Origin of the sequence: Membranihabitans maritimus, assembly GCF_021729145.1 — a bacterium.
Taxonomy (GTDB): Bacteria; Bacteroidota; Bacteroidia; order Chitinophagales; family Saprospiraceae; genus Membranihabitans; species Membranihabitans maritimus.
This window is the reverse complement of sequence record NZ_JAJSLW010000019.1, coordinates 49995-68584: the sequence shown is the minus strand read 5'-3', so window position 1 is coordinate 68584 and position 18590 is coordinate 49995. Positions and strand designations below refer to the sequence as shown.

21 protein-coding genes and 3 pseudogenes are annotated in these 18590 nt (G+C 39.1%); 15 read left to right on the top strand and 9 right to left on the bottom strand.

Going from position 1 to position 18590, the window contains the following annotated elements; genetic code table 11:
• Nucleotides 1-260: 260 nt before the first annotated feature.
• Together LVD47_RS18900 and LVD47_RS18895 are read left to right on the top strand one after the other, a co-directional pair.
• Nucleotides 261-869: a DUF6088 family protein gene (locus LVD47_RS18900; protein ID WP_236979684.1), complete on the top strand. Its 609-nt coding sequence runs from the start codon at nt 261-263 to the stop codon at nt 867-869.
• Complete coding sequence (locus LVD47_RS18895; protein ID WP_236979682.1) at nt 862-1854, top strand: nucleotidyl transferase AbiEii/AbiGii toxin family protein; 993 nt, start codon at nt 862-864, stop codon at nt 1852-1854. The genes LVD47_RS18900 and LVD47_RS18895 overlap by 8 nt, the downstream gene beginning before the upstream one ends.
• A 424-nt stretch (nt 1855-2278) precedes the next feature.
• On the opposite strand, the gene LVD47_RS18890 is transcribed toward LVD47_RS18895, so the two are convergent.
• The 3 genes from LVD47_RS18890 to LVD47_RS18880 all read right to left on the bottom strand — a co-directional run bounded on the left by LVD47_RS18890 (nt 2279) and on the right by LVD47_RS18880 (nt 5913).
• Nucleotides 2279-3160, bottom strand: a complete 882-nt coding sequence (locus LVD47_RS18890; RefSeq protein WP_236979680.1) for an ORF6N domain-containing protein — start codon at nt 3158-3160, stop codon at nt 2279-2281.
• Between the two features lie 117 nt (nt 3161-3277).
• The gene (locus LVD47_RS18885) at nt 3278-3556 is read right to left on the bottom strand and encodes a hypothetical protein (protein ID WP_236979678.1); all 279 of its coding nucleotides are present in this window, start codon (nt 3554-3556) and stop codon (nt 3278-3280) included.
• A gap of 692 nt (nt 3557-4248) precedes the next feature.
• Nucleotides 4249-5913, bottom strand: a complete 1665-nt coding sequence (locus LVD47_RS18880; RefSeq protein ID WP_236979676.1) for an RNA-binding domain-containing protein — start codon at nt 5911-5913, stop codon at nt 4249-4251.
• Nucleotides 5914-6229: 316 nt separating this feature from the next.
• Here LVD47_RS18880 and LVD47_RS18875 point away from each other — a divergent pair, with 316 nt between their 5' ends.
• The gene (locus LVD47_RS18875) at nt 6230-6430 is read left to right on the top strand and encodes a hypothetical protein (protein ID WP_236979674.1); all 201 of its coding nucleotides are present in this window, start codon (nt 6230-6232) and stop codon (nt 6428-6430) included.
• Here the strand turns inward: LVD47_RS18875 and LVD47_RS18870 are convergent.
• From LVD47_RS18870 to LVD47_RS18860, 3 genes are all read right to left on the bottom strand, one after another.
• Nucleotides 6413-6682, bottom strand: a complete 270-nt coding sequence (locus LVD47_RS18870) for a hypothetical protein (RefSeq protein ID WP_236979673.1) — start codon at nt 6680-6682, stop codon at nt 6413-6415. The genes LVD47_RS18875 and LVD47_RS18870 overlap by 18 nt on opposite strands.
• 21 nt (nt 6683-6703) lie before the next feature.
• A complete protein-coding gene (locus LVD47_RS18865; protein WP_236979672.1) occupies nt 6704-6976 on the bottom strand; it encodes a hypothetical protein in 273 nt (90 codons plus the stop codon).
• A gap of 250 nt (nt 6977-7226) precedes the next feature.
• On the bottom strand, nt 7227-7565 hold the full coding sequence (locus LVD47_RS18860; RefSeq protein ID WP_236979648.1) for a winged helix-turn-helix transcriptional regulator: 339 nt from the start codon (nt 7563-7565) through the stop codon (nt 7227-7229).
• A 119-nt stretch (nt 7566-7684) separates the two neighbouring features.
• Between LVD47_RS18860 and LVD47_RS18855 the strand changes: the two genes are divergently transcribed.
• The 3 genes from LVD47_RS18855 to LVD47_RS18845 all read left to right on the top strand — a co-directional run bounded on the left by LVD47_RS18855 (nt 7685) and on the right by LVD47_RS18845 (nt 10087).
• Nucleotides 7685-8230 (top strand): DoxX family protein, encoded by a 546-nt coding sequence (locus LVD47_RS18855; RefSeq protein WP_236979671.1) that lies wholly within the window; start codon nt 7685-7687, stop codon nt 8228-8230.
• Nucleotides 8231-8512: 282 nt separating this feature from the next.
• Nucleotides 8513-9079 carry a Crp/Fnr family transcriptional regulator gene (locus LVD47_RS18850; protein ID WP_236979670.1) on the top strand — a complete coding sequence of 189 codons (567 nt, stop codon included), beginning with the start codon at nt 8513-8515 and terminating at the stop codon, nt 9077-9079.
• Between the two features lie 81 nt (nt 9080-9160).
• A complete protein-coding gene (locus LVD47_RS18845; RefSeq protein WP_236979669.1) occupies nt 9161-10087 on the top strand; it encodes an SDR family NAD(P)-dependent oxidoreductase in 927 nt (308 codons plus the stop codon).
• 248 nt (nt 10088-10335) lie between these two features.
• On the opposite strand, the gene LVD47_RS18840 is transcribed toward LVD47_RS18845, so the two are convergent.
• Nucleotides 10336-10569 carry a hypothetical protein gene (locus tag LVD47_RS18840; RefSeq protein ID WP_236979667.1) on the bottom strand — a complete coding sequence of 78 codons (234 nt, stop codon included), beginning with the start codon at nt 10567-10569 and terminating at the stop codon, nt 10336-10338.
• Between the two features lie 115 nt (nt 10570-10684).
• Here LVD47_RS18840 and LVD47_RS18835 point away from each other — a divergent pair, with 115 nt between their 5' ends.
• The 8 genes and pseudogenes from LVD47_RS18835 to LVD47_RS18800 all read left to right on the top strand — a co-directional run.
• Nucleotides 10685-11098, top strand: a complete 414-nt coding sequence (locus LVD47_RS18835) for a VOC family protein (RefSeq protein ID WP_236979664.1) — start codon at nt 10685-10687, stop codon at nt 11096-11098.
• 946 nt (nt 11099-12044) lie between these two features.
• Nucleotides 12045-13040, top strand: a complete 996-nt coding sequence (locus LVD47_RS18830; protein ID WP_236979662.1) for a PDDEXK nuclease domain-containing protein — start codon at nt 12045-12047, stop codon at nt 13038-13040.
• Nucleotides 13033-13377, top strand: coding sequence for a GIY-YIG nuclease family protein (locus LVD47_RS18825; RefSeq protein ID WP_236979660.1), 345 nt, complete (start codon nt 13033-13035; stop codon nt 13375-13377). The genes LVD47_RS18830 and LVD47_RS18825 overlap by 8 nt, the downstream gene beginning before the upstream one ends.
• 182 nt (nt 13378-13559) lie before the next feature.
• Entirely contained in the window at nt 13560-13847 is a 288-nt protein-coding gene (locus LVD47_RS18820; RefSeq protein ID WP_236979658.1) for a DUF1016 N-terminal domain-containing protein, read from the top strand.
• A 343-nt stretch (nt 13848-14190) separates the two neighbouring features.
• A pseudogene (locus tag LVD47_RS18815) lies at nt 14191-14919 on the top strand (PDDEXK nuclease domain-containing protein); the annotation flags it as partial.
• A 769-nt stretch (nt 14920-15688) separates the two neighbouring features.
• On the top strand, nt 15689-16300 hold the full coding sequence (locus tag LVD47_RS18810) for a virulence RhuM family protein (protein WP_236979653.1): 612 nt from the start codon (nt 15689-15691) through the stop codon (nt 16298-16300).
• Nucleotides 16301-16440: 140 nt separating this feature from the next.
• A pseudogene (locus LVD47_RS18805) lies at nt 16441-16833 on the top strand (type II toxin-antitoxin system death-on-curing family toxin); the annotation flags it as partial.
• Nucleotides 16830-16958, top strand: a pseudogene (locus tag LVD47_RS18800) (type I restriction-modification system subunit M N-terminal domain-containing protein); the annotation flags it as partial. The pseudogenes LVD47_RS18805 and LVD47_RS18800, both read left to right, overlap by 4 nt.
• Before the next feature lie 293 nt (nt 16959-17251).
• Here LVD47_RS18800 and LVD47_RS18795 read toward each other — a convergent pair.
• Nucleotides 17252-17446, bottom strand: a complete 195-nt coding sequence (locus LVD47_RS18795; RefSeq protein WP_236979649.1) for a hypothetical protein — start codon at nt 17444-17446, stop codon at nt 17252-17254.
• A 110-nt stretch (nt 17447-17556) separates the two neighbouring features.
• Nucleotides 17557-17895 carry a winged helix-turn-helix transcriptional regulator gene (locus tag LVD47_RS18790; protein ID WP_236979648.1) on the bottom strand — a complete coding sequence of 113 codons (339 nt, stop codon included), beginning with the start codon at nt 17893-17895 and terminating at the stop codon, nt 17557-17559.
• A gap of 119 nt (nt 17896-18014) precedes the next feature.
• Between LVD47_RS18790 and LVD47_RS18785 the strand changes: the two genes are divergently transcribed.
• On the top strand, nt 18015-18413 hold the full coding sequence (locus tag LVD47_RS18785) for a DoxX family protein (RefSeq protein ID WP_236979647.1): 399 nt from the start codon (nt 18015-18017) through the stop codon (nt 18411-18413).
• Nucleotides 18414-18590 lie beyond the last annotated feature (177 nt).

The window sequence follows — 18590 nt, the reverse complement described above, 5'->3', positions numbered from 1 at the left end:
ACAAATATAAGATTGTAGCCTTCCCTAAAAAAGGACAGGTTTAAATTCAACTTTTTGTTTAAAATATTGGTATTAATGTGCCTTAAATGGAGAAGCCGGAGTATAGCCTGTCCCGGACTCGCTTCGGGATTGACCCTTTCCTTAGTTTGTGTGGAGGCATTGAGTTCCGAGTTTGTGAAGTGGTGAAATTGTGAGGATAATAAGAATTAAATGATTACTTGTCCCAAAAAAAGTGTATTTTTGGGACAAAGTAAATCGAGTTGAAATCTGTAAAAGAACAAATACGAACAAAAATAGAACAACACAAGAAAGGACAAATCGTGCTCCCCTCTGACTTCGAGCGGGATTGGGGTGTAGAGAATACGAAGAAAGCCTTGTTGCGTCTTACCAACGAAGGATTCCTGATACGGTTGGCCCGAGGCATCTATTTACACCCCGAAAAAGATGAAGTCCTTGGCGTATTATATCCTGATGTAGAAACCATTGCACGGCAAATTGCCAAAAGAGATAATGCCCGGATCATCCCTACCGGTGCGCAGGCCTTAAATCTTTTGGGATTATCAACCCAAGTGCCTTTGAATGCTGTATTTCTGACGGACAGCTCTCCCCGTACCATAACGATCAAGAACCGTACCATTAAGTTCAAAAAAACCAGCCCCAAAAATCTGGCCGTCAAAGGTCAAATCACCGGATTGGCCATACAAGCCTTAAAGGAAATCGGTAAGAAAAAAGTAACGCCCGAACAGATCAAAATAATTACAACGCAACTTAAAAAAGAAGAACCTGAAACGCTGTATCACGATATGAAACTGGCCCCATCCTGGATTGCTGACATTTTTGGAGACGTATTGAGGAACGCCTATGAATAATTTTTTACAATTGGAAGATCAACGGAAGGCTTTAATCTTTAGCCAGACGGCTGTGAAGACAAGTATGCCTTCCTACGTAATTGAAAAAGATTGGTGGGTGACTGAAATGCTAAGAATTGTTTTTTCGCTGCCGTATGCCCATGCTTTTGTCTTCAAAGGTGGCACTTCATTAAGTAAAGGATATCATTTGATACATCGTTTTTCAGAAGATATAGACCTCGCTGTAGACCGTGCTTTTTTCGATATGTCCGGCGATCTATCCAGAAACCAAATTAGTAAATTGAGAAAAGCAAGTGCCCGGTTTGTCAGAATACAATTGATAGAAGATATAAAACAAGAGATCGCTAAGAAAGGTCTTCCTGTTACTGAGATCGGTATCGAACCTTTCAATGATTCGGATACCGACCCTCTTCGAATTTATATAACCTATACCCCTTTAACAGAAGAAAATAAATATGTAACCCCACAGGTGCTACTTGAAATAAGCTGCCGGTCACTTAGAGAACCTTGTGAAGAAGTGCCCATACAGTCTTTTATTGATCAGGAATATCCGAATACTGATTTTACCAATCCTCCATTTTTAGTACGAACGGTACAGCCCCAAAGAACATTTCTTGAAAAAGTTTTCCTGCTTCACGAAGAATGGCAAAAGGATCGTATCAGGGTCACCCGGCTAAGCCGCCATTTGTATGACCTGGAACATATGATGGACACTCCTTTTGCAAAAAAAGCATTAACCAATAAAGAATTATATTTTCATATCGTAGACCACCGGAGAAAGTTTACACCGATAAGAGGAATAGATTACACCAATCATCATCCAAAAAATATCACCATATTACCGCCGGATCGGGTTTCGAAGGAATATGAAGATGATTACAATGAAATGAAGGAAAGTATGTTTCCGGGAAATACAGCAACCTGGAAAGAATTAACTCAAAAATTATTTCAGCTTCAGCAGCGCATACAAGCTTTGGATTGGTAATTTCGAACAAGCTCAGTTTGCCGTGCGCGAGACACTCGATTCAGTCTGTCTGTGAGTTCTGAGTTGGTGAGTTCTGAGTTCGTGAGTTGATGAGTATGTGAGTCGGTGAGTCGGTGAGTTGATGAGCCTGCCTGGCTACCTTTAAATCCTTATTTGCAGGCAGACAGGTTTACCCCATCTTTTTTGCGTAAAAATTTTTCTTTATTTTCCGGGCTGAGGCGGTGCGGCAGCCAGGTAACGGCTTGAGCGGTTATTCTTTCGGTGACGGATTTTCTGAGTGGATACAACGGTTCAATTTGTCCCGGCCCTTCGGCAGGCCCGGGACATCGCCCCCTTTTTAAATGAGAATTGCCAGTTGATCATTCCGATCCTTGTTCATTTTCAATTGTCTATCATCCATCATTTTATATTTTATCCATCGTCTTCATATCAGCTCTTTAATGGTTTGCAAAACCGTCACAGAATGGGCATCCAGCCTGGAGAAGGCCAACCAATCTTTGCCCAGGTCTTTCAACGAGGCTCCTATGTGATACACTTCTTTCTCATCGAGTACCAAAAAACGGTCGTGTGCTTGTTTACATTCAATCGCTTTAAATACAGGATATTGTGTGGTGGCTTTATCGATATCCAATGGTAGTTTTTTGCTTATGCTTTTGGTCAACAGGTAGACTCTTACCGCTTTTTTCTTTTTGGTACGTTGGGTTATCACGCTATCATCTATGTAAGTATCTATCACCACATTTGATTTTTTGGCCTTTTTAATGAGCTGGCTTATAAAGTGGCAGGCATCATAGGTTTGACCGTCAAAAAAAACGACTTGTTTTTGTTCTGTTTCAGGACCTTCCAGGGCTTTAAAAACTTGCTCCAATTTTTCGTTCGTTTCTAGTGTATGCTTTGTAAAGTCCGCAGATAATTGCAGCAATTGTTGGTGATTGCCAATGGTTTTACGCATTTGCACAAAAGTCCTCATCACTGCAATATTTACTTTTGTGGCAACTTTACTTTTTACTATTCCGGATAAACTGGCTACTCCTTGTTCGGTAAAAACATATGGGTTTATTCTTCTACCGCCCCAACTTGATATCGCATTTTGCGATTTCAAGTTTTTCCATTCTGTATCTGTTAATTGAAACATAAAATCTTTTGGGAATTTTTCTATGTTTCTTTTTACTTGTTCATTCAATCTTCCCGTAGAAACCTGGTATAAGTCAGCCAGGTCGCTGTCAATCATAATTTGTTGCCCTCTTACAATGAAAATTTTATTTTCGACCAAAACCCTATCGATATGTGACATTTCTTTGCTCATATCAGCTCTTTCATAGATGGCAATACCCGGTTGGTCTCAACATCCAATTTCTCCATTTCCGTCTCTATTTCCCGCTGAAATCCTCCAATTTTAATTTCATAATTCTTATTCATGATATTAATTTTGAAAATTATTCCCAAACACCTCCACCTCCGCATTCGATTCAAACATCCGGATGGAATACTGACCGTACCGGACGGTTTCCAGGAAATAGCAGGTATTCACCCCTCGTAAATCCCAAAGGGCGAATATCTTGTAGGTGGTATTTTTGACTACCTTTTTCCATAGGATGTAATGACCTGAGTGACTTAATTGTCCGGAGTAGGGAATCTCGCGGAACTGATTCTCCCACAGGTATTCATAGAGGAAGTCGTTCTCGTCGGATACGGATTTCATAGATGATGTCTAAAATACTAAATTTGAGGGAGGTTCTAAAATAAATCGAGCTATGACGGATATTCCGGTTCAATTTGTGCCAGCTATTTCGGTCCCGTTAGCCAAACAGGATGCCAGTGATTTCGGTCCCACTTGTGCCAGAGCAGAGGGGCACTAAATGGGGATCGGATCTCGGTTCGATTTGTGCCAGCCACGCCGACAGGAGTGGCCAACAATCCGGTCCATTGACCCCCTCAATAGTTCATGAGCTTGCCCCCGCATGCCCGCCGTGTCCGTCTGGATCAGGATCTTTCGGGGTTGGTGAGTCGCTAGATTTTCGAGTTGTGAGCCGTGAAGTTAACTTCCAGAAGGTCAATTCCACACTACAAACCAAGAGCCAAAATGCTCTATTTTGACAAAGATGAAATTAACGACTGGCTCCTCCAAAATCCACAGAAAACAAATGAAGAAATAGAGCGAGAGGCTTCGGAATATGTATATTTAAGGATGAATCATTAATGTATGCAATTCTGGGATTTGGGAGATATGGTCCTCTTTGAAGTTGGGTGTTTGCATACTTTTATATTAAAAAATATTAGAATGTATCACAATACATTAATTTAATATTCAACACTATATACATATAAAAATTAATAACCTTAATTTTTCCTCTCATAAACTCTCATAAACTCTCATAAACTCTCATAAAATTTTTAACTGATTAATACCCACTGACTTTTCGTCATTGATCCAATATTCTTGATTTTTCCTTTGCGCCTCATCTCACTCAATAAATTCATTACTTTATTTTTCTTTTGGTCTTCATTCAGGGAATTTGGCAATTTTTCCCATAGTAGATCATCGATATCGCTTCGACTCATAGAACCATGCTCCTTAATAGCTTTTACAATTAAATCTTTATAGTATTGCTTATCAAAGCCCTTTACTACAGAGTATCTTGCTTTTTGTCCTGTTCTTTGTGCCACCTGTTTTGACAAATAAAAGTTGGGCTTTCTACCTTCTATTAATCTATTGGACTTTAAAATTTTTATCTCTTGATTACTAATTCTTTTTCTCTTCTGTACTTTATCCAACAACATAATATCAGAGAGGGATAAATCTTTGTTTTTAGCAAGGATTTCTGCATAATTCATGTCTAATACCTTTCCCAGAATGCTGAGTTCTACTTTGGAGTTTTTTAAATTATATTCGGGCAACGGAAAATATTTCTGTGCCTGGTTCAAAAACATTTTCCTAATCCCGCCACCGGCCGTATCAACCATTCCAATATTAAACATTGCTGTCGCGAGAAATGGATTTCTATATGTTTCTTCCGGTGCATCATTGATAACTACTTCCTCCACCGAAACAGGTAAAAAGCGCCCTTTATTCGTAAAAACCAAATGATCGGGATATTCTACTACATTTATCCGTCCACCTTGTGTATAATCCTGATGAGCGATGCAATTGTTTATTGCTTCCCTTATGGTAAAAGGTTCGTATTGATTTACTTCCTCGGGGAACAAAGACTTATCTCTTATATATCTATACTTCAGGTTTCTTATTCGCGAATAAAGATGATTGACATTTAAAATAAGCGGACAACTGAAAAGTTCATAATCCAGTTGATTCCCTTCCTGGTCTCTTAAAATCCATCTTACTTTACACTCTACCGGGTTTAAAAAGTGCTCGGATTCGGGTTTGCCTAATAGTATGATAGCGGCTCTTGTGATTTTCCCTTTGCGGGTAATTTTAGCTTTATTAAGGAAGGTAAGCGTATCCCAATCCTCTATTTCTTTTTCCTTACCGGAAAATTTCTGCAAGAACTTTTCCTTTGCAAACTCTATTGCCTGTTCGTCCAAATCATTTAAATCAGCACCTTTAACAATCTCCGCCGTCCAGTCATGCATTATAACCTGGGACCGAATTCGCTCTATTTTCTCAATATTAAGCGGAGCCAAAGACTCATTATTCCTCGCATAATAATGCCCTTCAAACGCTATGGGGATCCCTACCGGAGCCGGAGGGATACGAAACACAATGATTCTTTTGTCTTTGTGATAAAATGGATGTATTTCTAAAAATGTGATCCCATCCGTCGTTTTTTCAGCAATTTCCTGCTTAAGATTATGCAGTGCCTGAGAAGATTTCCGGAAATTACTCCCCACGAGAGTTTTGTCATTGGCTATCCCAAAAACCAAATACGCTTCCGGTGCCCGGTTCAAATTTGCTTCATTGGACAGTGCGGAAAAATACCTGCCAAGTTTTGTAAAATCGAAGCTATTCTTAGCTTGTTTGAACTCAACAACTTCATTTTCGGAACCCGAACGGACCAACCGTTTAAAAATTTCTATTACGTCCACTTGATTGTGTTCCATGCTAATCTAAATTTACCTGCATTTTATCTATGAAAAATTGTAGCATTAAACCCCTACTTTGTTATTTGTCACTGAACCAATTTAAAAACTAAATGTTAATTTACCCATTCGGTGGAGAAAAAACACTGCAAAAGCAAGCATATGAAAACTATACCAATTTTGAGCAGAAGTTTCATATCATAGCATTAACCCTCTGAATCCATCCAGGCATTGGCCTCCTCGACAACAAACCTATACACCTGTCTACTATCAATGAAATAGATACATCTCCTTCCATAATATTGCCCCACTTGTAAAACTCCGGCTTCTCCAACCTTTGGAACGGATCAAAGCCAGGATCGAACCCGCAGCCTGGAAAATTGTTTGTCACTGGGTAAAAGTCCAGGTTTCCATGATCCTTCTGGAACACGCAGAATTGGCCGAAGTGTTTATACCGGATCACTATCATGCGGAAAGTGATCGGACGCTGTATGAGCGGGTGAAAGGTGGGAAGGTGAAGTTAATCGACAATATCTAATTCAGTAGAGGGTCCCCCACTAAACCAAATAGCAACACCGTCTAATACGTATTTATTAATGTCAATATATTTCGTTCCCAATACATCCTTAAGAGCTGATCGTAATTTATGTGGCAATTTATATTCAGGATTTGAACTTCCTTCACCGAAAACTCCGAATAAAAGTTTATCTATTTCATTTTTTGCTCTACTTCTTAATCGAACATTTTCTTGTGAAGCCTTTGTTAGTTTCTTAACTAGTTCATTTTCCATTTTCAAAAGTTTTATAGGTTATTAAATTGAATTCCCAAACAACTCCACCTCCGCATTCGATTCAAACATCCGGATGGAATACTGATCGTCCCGGACGGTTTCCAGGAAATAACAGGTATTCACCCCTCGTAAATCCCAAAGGGCGAATATCTTGTAGGTGGTATTTTTGACTACCTTTTTCCATAGGATGTAATGACCTGAGTGACTTAATTGTCCGGAGTAGGGAATCTCGCGGAACTGATTCTCCCACAGGTATCCATAGAGGAAGTCGTTTTCGTTGGATACGGATTTCATAGACGATGTCTAAATTACTAAATTTGAGGGAGGTTCTAAAATAAATCGAGCTATAACGGATATAACGGTTCAGTGTGTGCCAGCCATTTCGGTTAGATTGGTGCCAAACGATTGTAAAAGGGGAAAATGAGAATAACCATCCGGTCCCATTGGCAAATTCCCTGGTACAAACCTACATTGAAATAATGAGGAAGAAAGGTACGTAATATAAACCAATTATCGGCAATCGAAAAGAACCCATCGAAAGAAGCTATTTTCCGATTATTTTTTTTCTGTGAAACAAACCCCAAAAATGTAATTCGTCCAAGACTTTTTCCAAAGACATTCCGTGTTCCGTGATTGAATATTGGACTTTTGGAGGAAAAGTGTCAAACACTTCTCTTTTAACTAATTGATTTGTTACCAACAGTTTCAGTTCTTTTGATAAGGTTTTATCTGTTATACCAACAACTTCCCTACTTATCTCTTTAAATCGTTTTGGACCACCAGATAAAGAAAATAAAATCAATAATTTCCATTTCCCTTCAAGAACCTCAAGAGCATCTTTAATGGAAAGCATTGTTTTTGGACAACCACCTTTTGACAACATAATTTCAATTTTAAACACATTACTTTCCTAATGGATAGTGCTATCCAACAATATAGTAATATAAATTTGATAGTAAATGTACATAATTTCGTGTTGCATAAACTAAAAACATACATACAATGACGAATCAAATGAAAACCAAAGTGCTTACTATTGCCTTATGGATATTTCAGGTCCTTTTGGCTGTAACATTTATTTGGGCAGGTGGAATGAAATTATTTCGGCCAAATGAACTACCTTGGTTATGGATAAAAGAAAACCCTGAATTAGTTACTATTTCAGGCATTTTTGACTTATTAGCAGGTTTCGGATTGACCTTGCCTTCCCTACTTCGAATTCAACCAAAAATGACAATATATGCTGCCTATGGAACAATAGCTCTAATGATTTCAGCAGTTATATTTCACATTATAAGAGGAGAAGAAAACCAAATAGGATTTAACATATTCATTTTACTTTCTGCTATACCCGTGGCGTTTTGGTTTGACCGGCTCGATGGGCAGAGGAAAATGGACGATGCCGAAGAGATAAACGCAGGCATAGCCGTAGCTACGGCGAGTATTGACGATGAAGGAAGGGGGCATTTCCCTCCGCAGAAACCGGTCAAAATCAAGCGTCATGGGTATATATTTATTGCCTGGGGAAGACAGAAAAAGCTCCCATAGAACCGAAAAAATAAAAGGCAGCCGCTAGCACAGGTTATACGTAATGCGGGTTTAAGGGACAACCGAAATGTCTGTGCTGCTATTCCGCCAAGCTATGCTTTAATGTTTTTTTCGTAAATTTAAATCATAAAGACATGCCCTGGCTTGTGTTCGTGCAAACTGAAAGTGAAGTGCCTTGAAATACCGCACTACCCATAGCCGGGACCGTTGCCTGCAGCCAAAAACCAAACTTTTTGCCATATGACAAATTCCTATTAAATTATAATACAAATATTTGTGTCTATGGACCATTTAATAAACTATCTCTTGGAATTTGGGCAATTAAATCAACAGCAAATTGACCTGATAAAAAGAAAAGTAAATGTATCGGAGTTGAAAAAAGGAGAATACTTTTCCGAAGCAGGGAAAATACCAAAACAAGTAGCTTTTATTGAAGAAGGTATTTTACGGGTATGTTACTATAACAGCGAAGGGGATGAAATCACCAAATACTTTGTTGATGAAAACAATTTTGCTGTGGACATAAACAGCTTCAATCAAAAAATCCCCTCTTCAGAATATGTACAGGCTGTAACAGATTGTACACTACTTGTATTTGCTACAGAATCACTCAACGATTTGTCAGCCACTATCATTCAGTGGGACGGCATTATCAACAAAATAACAGAAAAAGCATTGGTTGATAAAGTAAACAAACTAAGTCCAATGTTGGCAGAAGATGCCACTACAAGGTATTTAAATTTCCTGGAGAAATTTCCGAATTTAGCTAATAGAATTCCACTATCCTATCTCGCTTCCTACCTGGGAATCACCCAATCATCACTGAGCAGAATAAGAAGGAGTATTTAAATCACTATTTGCCAAATGACAAAAGTTTTTGCTTTCAAAGTGATGAACTTTACTCCATCATTTAATTAAAAAGCAAAAACTATGGATTCAATAATTATTACAGGAGCGACCAGCGGAATTGGTTTCCAATGCGCCTTACAAATGGCACGCATGGCCAAAAATGAACAAATTATCATTCCTGCCAGAAATATAAAAGCAGGAAAAGAAGTAATTGAAAAGATAAAAGATAAAACAGGTCATAACAACCTAAAATACCTGGAATTGGATTTGGCATCATTGCAATCCATCCGTCAATTTTCAGAAAAATTATCAAAGGAAAAGAGTCTCTCTATTTCTATCCTGTTAAACAATGCAGGTGTACAATATATTGGGAAAACCCAATATACCAAAGATGGATTTGAACAAACTTTTGGAGTAAATCACTTAGGAGCCTTTGCATTGACAATGCAATTACTTCCCTTTATGAAAAGTGATTGTCATATCACATTTACTTCAAGCGAAACACACGACCCGGCTCTTAAAACCCCCATAGAACCCCCTATTTATACAACTGCCCAGGAACTTGCTTTTCCAAAAGAAACTTCCGAAAAACAAAATATTGTGGGTCAACGAAGGTATTCAACCTCCAAACTGTGCAACATTATGACAGTTTATGAATTACAAAATCGATTACAGCATACTAATATTCGGGTAAACGCTTATGACCCCGGAATGACACCGGGTACAGGACTTGCCAAAACATACTCACCTGTAATGCGGTTTTTATGGAAAAATATCTTTCCTGTTTTGACTTTGTTCAAAAGCAACATACATACGCCCGCTCAAGCAGGAAGAAATCTGGCAAATCTTGCTTATTCGGGTAAATACAAAGACTTGAAAGGAATTTACTTCTCAGATGGTAAAGTGGTTAGAACGTCAATCGATTCCTATAACAAAGATTTTCAAAAAGACCTGTGGAATGGTAGTCTTGAACTTACAAAAACCGTATTTACTGAACAAAAAAATTGAACTTCTGAATAAAATGGCAGCAGGTAATACAGTAGAAGGCTACTTTCGGGATAATTTGAACGGAGTGCGCCTCTTGCCATAGGCATACTTGTCGGGGCACACCACCAGGCGTACGAGTCTCACCGATAGTCATCGGTACAAGCCAAGTGCGGCGGTTTGTCAATTTGACCTAATTTCCGTCATAGAAATGGAGCCACTCGATTTAAGCCTTCCAATCTTGATTGTAGTTCCTGGTATGGGGCTTTGTGCTATACGCCATTTACCCATTCGGCTTCTACGCCATGCATATATATAATCCGGTCGTATTGTCCCCACTTGTTGCGAGCCAAGAGTCTTGAGGAGCAGGGCAGGATGTATATGAAATAATTGAAAACCTCGCACACAAAAAAGGTACTTTCCGGAATAGTAAGAGGCAAATAGTGCCGGGCCACCTCCAGGGGTGAAAAAGTCATCGCATGCTTTCCGGCACCTGCCGGTGTCATAAGCTATACTATTTGTTCAAAAACAAATAAATACCAAAAAAAACTTTAATATCCATGACAAACTCCTGTCATAACCCCGGATTACTTTTGCTATATAATTAACAAAAACAGCAAAATGAATTTAGTATCAATCCGAATTATTACAGCCAACATCAATGACTTAATAAAATTTTATGAACACATAACAGGAGTGCCCGCAGTAAAGTATACCCCGGACTTCGCTGAACTTAAAACCCAATCTGCAACTTTAGCAATTGGCAGCACCAACACATTACAGTTTTTTGGGGGAGACAAAGTTGCTCAGTCAGGTCATAATCGTAGTACTATAATAGAATTTAGAGTAGAAGATGTAGAGAAAGAGTATGAAAGACTGGCTAATTATCTTGGAAATTATATAGTTCAGAAACCCACGACCTTGCCCTGGGGCAATAAATCCCTTTTAATCCGTGACCCTGATGGGAATCTTGTGAACTTGTTTACACCTGTTACCAAAGAGGCTATAAAAAAGTTTGATGGAGAAATTAACTAAAAAGGGAATCACTACCGCCCATATTGTAGCTGTATAATGTGCGAGCCGAACGGTTAAAGCTGAGCATTTGGTCTCTTGCTAAACTTCGTGGATATAACGGTTCAATTTGTGCCAGCCATTTCGGTTCCACTTGCGCCAAAGGAGCACTAAATGTGGAGAAGCCGGAGTATGTTGACCCCCAGACTGGGATGTTGGAAGTCGGGAGTTTGAACTGACATTCCGGCGTATACTGACCCCCTAAGTGTTAAAAATGTGGAAAACGTACCGGAGTATACTGACCCCTTTCGGGTTTTATTCCGGAGTATACTGCCCCCTTTATGGTAGGGTTTTGGAGTTTTTTAAATAGTTTTGTAAACCGTTTAAAACCGGATCGGAATGGCCGGAAAACCAAATTCCATGTCACCGATCAAACAAATGGTACGAATGCGACTGCGAGGCCAGGGGATCAAGAGGATCGGCATTTCATTTTGGAATTTATTTTCTATTTGTTAAATTAACCTGAATAATGTTTAAGATAAATCTGAAAACAAAAATAACTCACCATGAAATTGTGTATTCCTGATTGCCATTTTTTATGTATGCATGTTTACCGAAATTTGTGTAGTTCTCGTTGCTGGTAGCAATTGTACGCTTCCTTTTGTTACAGGCTGTTGTTTCACAGGATATCAAACGTGAAAAATTCATGTTCGTGCCACATTTGAATCAGTATGACAAGCTTTATGGTGATGAAATTTTAAGGAAGAGATGGAAAATTTCAGATGAAGAATGGGAATTTATCGACTCTAAAATCAGAAATATATGAGTAAAGAATTCTTTTCAAAAAAATCGGTGGCTACACCAACAATCTACGCCTACAAGCTACCCAATGATGGCAGCAGAAAAGGCCAGCTAAAGGTTGGTTTTTACAAATTCCGCACGCAGTGCGTGCACAATTTCATTTTAGCCTATGAGTCAGCTGTCTAAATCATTCATACAAGCTGTTAAGCAAATCATTGCAGGGGCTCAGGCCAATGCGGTAAGAGCCGTAAACCAAGAACGCGTACTCATGTACTGGCAAATTGGTAGGCACATTGTAGAGGAAGAACAACAGGGCAAGGAGCGTGCAGATTATGGCGCTTTTTTAATAAAGAATCTTGCCAAAGAGCTGGAAAAAGATTTTGGGAGTGGCTTTTCGGTCAGGCAATTGGAAACCTGCAGGCAGTTTTACAACACGTTCCCAAATACGCACGCATTGCGTGCGCAATTGAACTGGACACAATACAAATTATTGCTCCGCATTGATGATGAAGATAAGCGCAGCTACTACATAGAAGAAACCTGCAACAACAACTGGAGTTCAAGACAGTTGGAACGACAAATCAATAGTCAGCTGTATGAGCGCCTGCTCTTGAGCAACGACAAAGAAAAAGTACTGGCTGTGGCTAAAAAAGAAGCCCAACCGGAAAACCCAAAAGAAATCATCAAAGACCCGATGGTATTGGAGTTTTTAGGGTTAAAACCACAAGCCGCCTACTATGAGAAAGATTTAGAAAATGCCCTGATCACCAATATGCAATCCTTTTTATTGGAGTTGGGTAATGGATTTTCTTTTGTGGCTCGGCAAAAGCGCATTCAGATAGAGGACGATGAATTTTTTATTGATCTGGTCTTTTACAATCGGCTATTGCGGTGCTTTGTGATAATAGAAATCAAAACCCACAAACTCACCCATCAGGATTTGGGGCAGTTGCAGATGTACGTAAACTATTACGACCGCACAGAAAAGCAGGAAGATGAAAACCCATCCATAGGCATTTTGCTTTGTACCGATAAAAACAACACCATGGTAGAATTTGCCTTACCTAAAAACAATACCCAAATACTAGCAAGTAAATATCAATTGTATTTGCCCAAGAAAGAAGAATTGGAAAAGGAATTCAAAAAAATAATGGATCATGAGTAAACAAGAGTTCTTTCCAAAAAAATCTGAGGCCACTCCAACAATATACGCCTATGAGCTACCCAATGATACAGGAAGAAAAGGGCAGCCAAAAGTTGGCTTCACCAACCGTACGGCCCAAGAACGTATCAAAGAACAAATTGGAGCTACAAGAGCAGAATATCGCATTGTATTAGAAGAAAATGCTATGCGGAATGATGGCTCTGTATTTACAGACTTTGATGTGCATCGATACCTGAAACAAAAAGGCATTAAACACACGGAAGGCGAATGGTTTGAGTGCACGATTAAAGACCTCAAAGCTGCTTTAATAGCCGTAAAAAAAGGCGAACTGAAGTAACCAGGAACTGTACCCCGTCTTTTTTGAGTTAAAATTTTTCCTTATTTTCGGAACTGAGGCAATGAGGAACATTTACCAACCGTGATTGGCCGGGATGACCTGAGTGGTTATTCTTCTCTGACGGATTGGATGAGCAGCCATTCAAAGTTTATTTTGAATGCATAGTCCATGATTGTAAAGTTATGACCAATATACCAACAAATAAAAAATTCTATTCCCAAATTGTAGATTTACTACAATCAGCAAGGAATAGTGTAGTCCGTACTATTAACCAGACAATGGTAACAACCTATTTCGAAATAGGAAGAATGATTGTAGAAGAAGAACAAAACGGGCAAGACAGAGCTGAATATGGAAAAAAGCTATTGCAAGAACTATCAAAAACTCTAACTCGTGAGTTTGGGAAAGGGTTTTCTGCAACCAACTTAAAACAAATGAGGCAATTTTACCTTATTTATTCAAAAACCTGAGCTCGACGAATAGTTATAGGTTCAGAGGAAGCGGAAGGTGAATATACAAGGCTTGCCCCGTTATTCGGTGGCAGCTTTCTGAAGCTTTATCGGGATAAAGTAAAGAAAGGGAACGTAGTAGATTCGCCTTCTCGATCCAAGCTTGAGAATTTACTTTATCGAACAACACTTGAAAACAGGCATCTTCTTCCTAAAAGGAGCTCTAAATAGTCCACTATGTATTCACCCCTTTTAGTCGAATCTCCCTATTCTCAAGTGCTCTGAATCCTAAAAATTTATCGAACTCAGGTCAAAAGGTCAGACACTGTCTGACGATTTGAAAAATAACCCGCAAACATTACCTGAAAAATCCATTCAACCAACTCAGTCTGCCCACTTCAAACTAAGTTGGTCACACTACTTGAAACTAATGCGGATTGATGATAAAAATGAGCGTGAATTCTATGAAATTGAATCATTTAAAAACAATTGGAGCGCAAGAGAATTAGGACGTCAATATGATTCCGCACTTTATACTCGTCTTGTATTGAGTCGGGACAAAGACAAAGTAAAAGAACTTTCGGAAAAAGGATTGGTACTTGAAAAGCCCAAAGATGCCGTAAAAGACCCTTTTATTTTAGAGTTTTTAGGGTTGCCTGAACATTCTTCATATTCGGAAAGCCAATTAGAGCAAGAATTAATTGACAAACTTGAACACTTTTTATTGGAACTTGGAAATGGATTCACCTTTGTAGCCCGACAAAAACGAATTTCCTTTGACGGCAAGCATTTTTGGATAGATTTGGTTTTTTATAATAGACTCTTAAAATGTTTTGTGTTGATTGACTTGAAAATCGGTGAATTGATACACCAAGACCTTGGACAAATGCAAATGTATGTGAACTATTACGACCGGGAAATAAAATTGGAAGATGAAAATAAAACCATTGGGATAGTACTTTGCCAAAACAAAAGCGAATCGATAGTGGAATACACTTTACCCGAGAACAATGAACATATATTTGCGAGCCGATATAAAACCATATTGCCGAGCAAGGAAGAATTGAAATTACTAATAAACCAAAGCGAATAACCAACGCTAAAGTAATACAGATTCTTCAATCTTATGATTTTGTTCCTGCCTTCATTTCGACAAATCCTTCCAACCTAGAGAAGTCGGAGCCTGCTACAGCTGAGGCAGGTATAGCCAGTACAGGTGCTATCAGCCTGCATGTATCCCGGCAGACCCCGAGGACTCGGGGGATCGCCTGGATGCTCCCTGATTAGTCGGTGAGTCCTTGAGTGGATGAGTTTGTGAGTTTTTGCCATTAGCGAGGTGCGAGCTATGAGTTACGAAGTTACCCAGCGTGCCATGCTTGCCCCCACCTGTCCTCCGTGCCCGCCGTGCCCGTCTGGGTCTGGGTCTGGATCTGGGTTTTTCGGGGTCCTTGAGTTGATTAGTCGGTGAGCCTGCCTGGTTACATTTAAATTCATTATTCGCAGGCAGACAGGTTTGCCCTCCCATATAGCTATCGGGATCGGGGTTAGTGAGTCAGTGAGTGTATGAGTTGGTGAGTTGGTGAGTGCTGAGTCGGGGAAAGGAAGTAGTCATTACAAGAGTGCCAGGTCTCATTTAAGGAGTGTGTCCGTTTGCATCCGGCAGGACATTTTCATAATTCCGATACTATCGTTATTTTGCAAGGGTATATGCGGAGTCACAAAATACGGAATATAAAAGTAGTTGGTTGGTGGGGCAGTGATTGGTCGGAGAGGATAAATGATTAGTTAAATGATATCATTACCTGAAAAATCAGATCCTTCGGAAAAAGTATGGCCCCTGTAAAAGCTGAAAAAAACCATTGATGAATAAAGGAGAAATCGAAATATACAAGTCTGAAACGGGTGCTGAAATCCATGTAAAATTAGAGCAGGATACCCTTTGGCTTTCACAAAGACAAATGGCAGAATTGTTTGAAAAAGATACTGATACGATTGGGTTACACCTGAAAAACATATATGCTGAAGGTGAACTGGATGAACAAGCAACTACCGAGAAATACTCGGTAGTTCAAAAAGAAGGTAATCGAAACGTTCGCAGGAAGATACAGTTTTACAACCTTGATGCAATTATATCAGTCGGATACCGTGTGAATTCCAAAAGAGGAACGCAATTCCGTCAATGGGCTACCCAGCAACTGAAAGACTATCTGGTGCAAGGATATGCAATCAACGAAAAGAGACTGGCCCAAAAACAACAGGAAGTCCACCAGTTGAAAACCGGCATCCAGATTTTAAGCAGGGCCATTGAAGAAAAAGCCACATCGGAAGGACATGGGTGGTTACAACAATTCTCAAAAGGCCTGGACCTGCTGGACGACTACGACCATGAAAGACTGGACACAAAGGGCCTGAGCAAAAGAAAGGCAAAATTTCCAGCACTAGTGCTTCTTTTCACAAATTCTATACGTTATTGATGGTTTCTTTTTTGGCCATGTCTTCATCATCGAAATCCTTACGTAGCTATGGCTATGTGCGGTTTCGCTTCTTCGACCTGACCAAAAATAGCCTCGTCAATAACGCATCTTATTTATAAAACGAAACACTAGAGGAATACCTTGAACTTATTGAACAAATGAAAGCTGAGTTCGACTCCGGTGTTTTCGGAAAAGAGAAAGACAAGGGCTTTCAAAGCTCTATCAATCAGATCAGCAAAGGTTTCGGAGATGAAGATTTCTACCCGACCCTTGAGGAAAAAGCAGCCACTTTACTTTATCTGATTATTAAGAACCATTCATTTGTCGATGGTAATAAGCGTATTGCAGCCGCTTCCTTTTTACTGTTCCTTGAACGAAACAATATGCTACGAAATAAAGAAGGCGACCATATTATCAGCAATGAAGCACTGGCAAGCCTTACGCTGTTTGTAGCTTCCAGCAAGTCGGAAGAAATGGACACTGTAAAAAAATTGATTATTAGCATTCTCAACAGAAACAAATCATCAGCATGACAGAATCAAGTATCATATCAAAAGTCTGGAGCTTCGTCCATGTGCTTCGTGATGACGGGGTAAGCTATGGCGATTACCTGGAACAGTTAACTTATTTGCTGTTCCTGAAAATGGTGGATAAATTCACCTGTTAGAGCTCCAGAACGGATTAAATTCTTGGAAAAAAATCAGAATAAATTTTCTGATCGAGAGAAATCATCAATTAAAGTAATTAAAACAAAACTCGGGGAATTTTTCAAGGAAGAAGGATTTGCAGATTATAATGAAACTGAATATAGTATAGAGTTCGGCGAAGTAACAGTGCCATTATCATATGAAGAAGAATGATTGCCGCACCCGCCTTCTTTTTACTTAGCAGGTCAAAACCGGATTTTTCTACCGTTCGGGTCTTTTTATCAACTTAGTCAGTAACCATGTACTACACCCCGTCTTTTTTGCGTAAAAATTTTTGTTTATTTTCCGGGCTGAGGCGGTGCGTCAGCCAGGTGACGGCTTGAGCGGTTATTTTTTCGGTGACGGATTTTCTGAGTGGATACAACGGTTCAATTTGTGCCAGCCATTTCGGTTCGATTGGTGCCAAACGATTGTAAAAGGGGAAAATGAGAATAACCATCCGGTCCCGTTGGCAAATTCCCTGTTACGAACCTACATTGAAATAATGAGGAAGAAAGGTACGTAATATAAACCAATTATCGGCAATCGAAAAGAACCCATCGAAAGAAGCTATTTTCCGATTATTTTTTTTCTGTGAAACAAACCCCAAAAATGTAATTCGTCCAAGACTTTTTCCAAAGACATTCCGTGTTCCGTGATTGAATATTGGACTTTTGGAGGAAAAGTGTCAAACACTTCTCTTTTAACTAATTGATTTGTTACCAACAGTTTCAGTTCTTTTGATAAGGTTTTATCTGTTATACCAACAACTTCCCTACTTATCTCTTTAAATCGTTTTGGACCACCAGATAAAGAAAATAAAATCAATAATTTCCATTTCCCTTCAAGAACCTCAAGAGCATCTTTAATGGAAAGCATTGTTTTTGGACAACCACCTTTTGACAACATAATTTCAATTTTAAACACATTACTTTCCTAATGGATAGTGCTATCCAACAATATAGTAATATAAATTTGATAGTAAATGTACATAATTTCGTGTTGCATAAACTAAAAACATACATACAATGACGAATCAAATGAAAACCAAAGTGCTTACTATTGCCTTATGGATATTTCAGGTCCTTTTGGCTGTAACATTTATTTGGGCAGGTGGAATGAAATTATTTCGGCCAAATGAACTACCTTGGTTATGGATAAAAGAAAACCCTGAATTAGTTACTATTTCAGGCATTTTTGACTTATTAGCAGGTTTCGGATTGACCTTGCCTTCCCTACTTCGAATTCAACCAAAAATGACAATATATGCTGCCTATGGCACAATAGCTCTAATGATTTCAGCAATTATATTTCACATTATAAGAGGAGAAGAAAACCAAATAGGATTTAACATATTCATTTTACTTTCTGCTATATTTATTGCCTGGGGAAGACAGAAAAAAGCTCCCATAGAACCGAAAAAATAAAAGGCAGCCGCTAGCACAGGTTATATGTAATGCGGGTATGTTGACCCCCTGGTTCCTATTCTGTAAGGTTACGTGACTGAAACCCTGTCAATCCGCTCTCCCTTCCTGTTCCCCACCCTATTACCTATAAAATTCAGCCATTCCCGGTCCACTCCTATCCGAAAAAACCAAATAGTC